Annotated in this window: 4 protein-coding genes and 1 pseudogene; 2 read left to right on the forward strand and 3 right to left on the reverse strand. The window is 73.3% G+C overall.

Translation table 11 applies throughout. The features are described from left to right. Nucleotides 1-340, forward strand: a pseudogene (locus tag CR470_RS35525) (serine/threonine protein kinase); the annotation flags it as partial. A gap of 28 nt (nucleotides 341-368) precedes the next feature. On the opposite strand, the gene CR470_RS35530 reads toward CR470_RS35525, so the two are convergent. Continuing rightward, nucleotides 369-1,361 carry an aldo/keto reductase gene (locus CR470_RS35530; protein ID WP_097871672.1) on the reverse strand — a complete coding sequence of 331 codons (993 nt, stop codon included), beginning with the start codon at nucleotides 1,359-1,361 and terminating at the stop codon, nucleotides 369-371. A gap of 90 nt (nucleotides 1,362-1,451) precedes the next feature. After that, nucleotides 1,452-2,360, reverse strand: a complete 909-nt coding sequence (locus CR470_RS35535; RefSeq protein WP_097871675.1) for a glycoside hydrolase family 16 protein — start codon at nucleotides 2,358-2,360, stop codon at nucleotides 1,452-1,454. Between the two features lie 271 nt (nucleotides 2,361-2,631). Here CR470_RS35535 and CR470_RS35540 point away from each other — a divergent pair, with 271 nt between their 5' ends. Continuing rightward, nucleotides 2,632-3,195: a DNA polymerase ligase N-terminal domain-containing protein gene (locus CR470_RS35540; protein ID WP_097871676.1), complete on the forward strand. Its 564-nt coding sequence runs from the start codon at nucleotides 2,632-2,634 to the stop codon at nucleotides 3,193-3,195. A 39-nt stretch (nucleotides 3,196-3,234) separates the two neighbouring features. On the opposite strand, the gene CR470_RS35545 is transcribed toward CR470_RS35540, so the two are convergent. Continuing rightward, nucleotides 3,235-5,162: HEAT repeat domain-containing protein (locus tag CR470_RS35545; protein ID WP_143663952.1), on the reverse strand; the 1,928-nt coding region annotated here is incomplete at its 5' end.

The raw sequence follows: 5,162 nt of genomic DNA on the forward strand, positions 1-5,162 counted from the left end.
AGATGTGTATAAGAGACAGACCACGTACCGGCTCCCGGGGCCCACGGGGCGAAGACGGCAGGCGCCGACCCGATCGGCTCCGGCCCGTCGTCGCAGTACCCGTGAGGCGATACGACGGAGGCCCAGGGTGGCCAGCGTCATCGCGGGCACGGCGACGTTCCTGGCCGCCGTGTATCTCGGAATGATCCTTTTCTCCCCGGACTCCAGCTCCGCCGGAACGCCCGATCAGAGTCCGTCCTCGGGCCCTTCGCAGGACGTCCGCGAGGGCGGCGGGCAGCAGCCGGACCAGCAGGGCGAGCAGGACGGCGGCCCGCAGGACGAGGACGAGCGGGACGACTGAGTCCCGCCCGCTCCGGTCCGCAACGCCGTCACCAGCGGTCGTGGACCTCCGCGCGGATCGACCGGTCGTACAGGTCCCGCACCGCGTCCAGCGTGGACTGCGGCAGCGGCGGCAGGGCGGCCGCCGCCGCGTTGGCGCGGGCCTGCTCCACCGAGCGCGCGCCGGGAATCACGCTGGTCACGCCCGGCTGCTGGATGATCCAGCGCAGCGCGGTCTGCGCGGGGGTGGCGCCCTCGGGAGCCAGCTCGGCGAACTCGGCGGCCGCGGCGACGCCGGTCGCGTAGTCGATGCCGGAGAACGTCTCGCCCTGGTCGAACGCCTCGCCGTGCCGGTTGTACGTACGGTGGTCCTCGGGCCCGAAGACGGTGTCCTTGGTGTACTTGCCGGAGAGCAGGCCGGAGGCGAGCGGCACCCGGGCGATGACGCCGACGCCCGCCGCTGCCGCCGCCGGGAGGACCTCGTCCAGCGGCTTGAGGCGGAACGGGTTGAGGATGATCTGCACGCTCGCGACGCCGGGGCGCGCGATGGCGGTCAGCGCCTCGGCGCAGGTCTCGACGCTCACCGCGTAGGCGGCGATCCGCTGCTCGGCGACCAGGGTGTCCAGGGCGTCGTAGACGGCGTCGGAGGAGTAGACGCCGCTGGGCGGGCAGTGCAGTTGTACGAGGTCGAGTGTGTCGGTCCCGAGGTTCGCGCGGGAACGGTCGTTCCAGGTACGGAAGTTGTCCAGGACGTAGTTCTCCTCGACCTGGTCCGCGCGGCGGCCCATCTTGGTGGCGACGAGGACGTGGGCGTCGGGGCGGTTCTTGAGGTAGCGGCCGATGAGCTGTTCGCTGCGGCCGTCCCCGTACACGTCCGCGGTGTCGAAGAAGGTGACGCCGGATTCGACGGCCGCGTCGAGAATCCCGAACGCGTCGTCCTCCGCGACCTCGCCCCAGTCGCCCCCGAGCTGCCAGGTGCCCTGTCCGACGACCGAGACGTCACGGCCGGTCCTGCCGAGTGTGCGCTTTTCCATGAGGATCATGCTATTCCGCTCTCGGGTCGGGGGTGGACGGCGGCAGGAGCACCTCTGCCGCCGTCCACGTTTCGGGGCCGCCCCGGGGCGGGCCGGTGATCAGTCGCCGGTCGTCACGCGGACGTAGTCGATGACCATCTGCTGGGGGAACCGCGTGCTGCCGTCGGGGTCGCCGGGCCAGTAGCCGCCGACCGCGAGGTTCAGGATGAGGAAGAAGGGCTTGTTGAACACCCACTGGTTGCCGCCCAGATCGGCCGGGGTGCGCCGCTGGAAGAGCTGGCCGTCGACGGACCAGGTGATGGCGTCGGGCGCCCAGTCGACGGCGAAGGTGTGGAAGTCGTCGGCGAACGCCTGCCCGTCGGGCAGCGTGTACGCGGCGCCGATGCCACCCGAGCCGGAGTAGCCGGGACCGTGCAGGGTGCCGTGGACGGTGCCCGGTTCGAAGCCGACGTTCTCCATCACGTCGATCTCACCGCTGTTCGGCCAGCCGACGTTGCCGATGTCGTCGCCCAGCATCCAGAACGCGGGCCAGATGCCCTGGCCGCGCGGGATCTTGATGCGCGCCTCGACGTGACCGTAGGCGGCGGCGAACTTGCCAGAGGTGTTGAGCCGGGACGAGGTGTACTCGCAGGTCCCGTACCAGCACTGGTAGTTGCCCGGGTTCTCCTTCCGGGCGGTGATCACGAGGTTGCCCCGGCCGTCGAGCGCGGCGTTGTCGTTGCCCGGGGTGTAGAACTGCCGCTCGTGGTTGTTGACGTTGTCGCCGGTCTCGATCTGCCACTTGCCGCCGTCCACGGCGGCGCCGGCCGGTCCGTCGAACTGGTCCTCGAAGGCGACGGCCCGCGCCCCGGGCCCGGGAGCCGGGGAGCCGGCGGCGGGCGCGGCGGACGCTCCGCCGGGGAGCGCGGTCAGGATGGCGGAACAGCAGAGCAGCGAGGCCGCGTAGAGAGCGACGCGGCGGCGCCGGGAGACGCTGCGCGCCGTGGAGTGCGTGGGGTGCACGGTCATCACATCACTTCGCGTGGGGGGCATGTGCATGACAGGTCGACACCGAGAGGTGAACGGTTGGGGCGATCACCTCTGGCGCATATTTCAATACTTGATTTAAGAGAGCGCCACAGGAGCCGTCAATAACCTGGTCCGGACCGGAGAGGGAACGGCATACCCCAGAGGCATATGCGCCTGAAGGCGGTGGGCTCATCGTGCGAGTCGTCCCGGGCAGCCGCAGAGTGGAGACACGGACCGGCGAGACGGGCCGGGGCCACGAAAGGAGCACGACGTGGAGAACAACGGCACACCGCGGCCCCACTTCGTCGTGCAGATCCATGACGCGCGGCGCCTGCACTTCGATTTCCGGCTGGAGGTCGACGGCGTACTGAAGTCCTGGGCGGTGCCGCGCGGGCCCTCGGAGAACCCCAGCGACCGCCGGCTCGCCGTGCCGACGGAGGATCACGCCCTGGAGTACCGCGAGTTCGAAGGAGTCATTCCCCGGGGCGAGTCCGGCAGCGGCACGGTCATCGTCTGGGACCAGGGCACCTACCGGCCGCTCGGACACGACGGGCAGGGCGGATCCGTCCCCTTCTCCGAGTCCCTGGCGCTCGGCCATGCGACGTTCTGGCTGTACGGGTCGAAGCTGCACGGCGAGTTCGCGCTGACCCGCGTCCAGAAGGGCGACGAGCCGGACAGCGGCGGCCACGAGGCGTGGCTGCTGATCAAGGCCAACGACCGCCTCGCCGTTCGCGACAGGCCCGGCTCCCCCGACCCGTACCACGCCCGGTCCGCCCGTACGGGACGGACGCTGCACCAGGTCGCCGCAGCGGCGTCCCGGGGGGCCGGGGACTGACCGCACACCCTCGGGCGGTGCTCGCCTGCCCCTGCCCCGTCAGCCCCCCGCACCGGAGATCTCGGCGAGCACGTCCGTGTAGAGCGGCCGCCGGTCGGGCCGGGCGTGGGCCGCGGCCCGGCGCAGGACCGGGACCGCCGTGCCTCCGAAGCGGGCGAGCGCGTCCCTGGCGGCGCTCCGGACCACCGGCTTCGCGTGGTCGAGGAGCCGGACGAGGTCGGGCAGCGCGGGCTCCCAGGCTGCGCGGCCGAGCGTCCGCGCAGCCATGCGCACCACGTCCGGCAGCGGATCGGACAGCAGGAGCGCGGTGAGCCGGGCATGGGTGTCCCGGTCGAACAGGGCGCGCGACGTCCGGTGTGCGTGCAGGCGTACCCCGGCGCGCGGGTGACGCAGCAGCTCCTCGACCAGCGGGTGCAGTTCCGGAGCCGGACCGGCTCCGGGCGCGGGAGCGTGCTCCTCGACGAGGCGGGCGAGGGCCTGGCGGGTCTGCTCGGGTGTTCCCGTGCGGGCGAGGTCGAGCAGTTCCGGCAGCGACGGACGGCCCGCCGGGGCGCCCGCCGGATTCCGGAACGGGGTGCGCAGGGCGTCGAGCGCGGCAGCGTCCTCGTGTTCCGCCCCGGGCGCGCGCAAGGGGCCGTCGACGAGGACGAGCGCGTCGGCCAGGGCATCGCGGCCTTCGGTACGCAGCCGACGCTCGGCCCTGGTCAGCGCGGGGGTCCGGAGCAACCGCACGCCGGTCAGCAGGTCGAGCAGCCCGAGGTCGCCCGCTTCGACGCGCGGCGCGAGAACGTGGGCGAGGACGTCGGCGGGTACGCCGTGCAGCGTGGTGCGGGCCGCCTCGTGCACAGCGGGCGAACCGTGTTCCCACCACCCGACGATCAGCGGGACGAGCAGCGGCAGGTCGTCCTCGGGCAGCCGCGCCGCCCAGCACAGCGCCCGCTCGGGCAGCACCCCGCGGGAGGTCAGTTCCACGACGGCGGGATGTCGGCCGTCGCCCTCTCCGGGGTGGGCGTCGGGGTGTGCCCCGGCGGGGTCATCCGGGTGGGCGAGGAGATCCAGGGTGGCGGTGGCGGGGAGCACGTCGACCCGGCCGCGCAGATACGCCCGCAGCACTGCACGCGACACCCCCGGTTCGGGCCAGTCGAGCAGGGCCCGCGCGGCGGCGGTCCGGCGCTCCGGCCGCTCCGCGTCCAGCATGGCCAGCAGCCGGGTCCGCTGGGCGGCCGACCGGGGCTGGTCGAGGTCGTCCGCCCGCATCGGTCGCGACGAGGCGCCGGAAGCCGTGTCCGCCGCCCTGGTCCCGGCGATAATCCAGGCGGGTGCGTCGATCGGCTGGAGCTCGGTCATCCAGTCGACGAGTCGCCCGCGCACGTCGGGCGCGGCCTTCGGGTACGCCTCGACGAGCGCCGGGAGCAGTTCTCGGGACTCGGTCGCGGCAGGGGCGCGCCGGGCACCTTCCGCACCGGTGGCACGCCGGGGCCTGGCACCGGCGGCGACATCGCGTCCCCGGAACCGCGCCAGCGCGTCGGGCGTCCGTACCGCCTCGGTCAACTCGGCACGCCAGGAGGCTGATTCCTCGACGACCGCCGCATCCGCCCGTACACCGAACGCCTCCCGGAGCACGGCGGGCGCGGCGCTCCAGGGGTCCGCGCCGAGGTGGGCGGCGTCCAGAGCCCGGTCGAGATCGGCGCGGACGAGCACCGCGCCCAGTTGCCGGAGCAGTGTGAGCGCGGAGGCGGCCGTCCCGCGCCGGGGCCGGCCGTCCGGGGCACCGGGCGACAGGGTGCGCAGTCCTTCGACGACGCTGAAACGCTGGACGGCGGACAGGTGCGGTGCGACGGCGTGCAGGGCCTCGATCAGGTCCCCGGCCGGCGGCCCCGCGGCTGTGGCCCGGGGAGACCCGTCCGCCGCTCCCCCGCTCACGGCGGCGTCGAACGCGTCGGTCAGCGTACCGGTGTGCCGGGCGA

Source organism: Streptomyces sp. rh34, assembly GCF_002551245.1.
GTDB lineage: Bacteria > Actinomycetota > Actinomycetes > Streptomycetales > Streptomycetaceae > Streptomyces.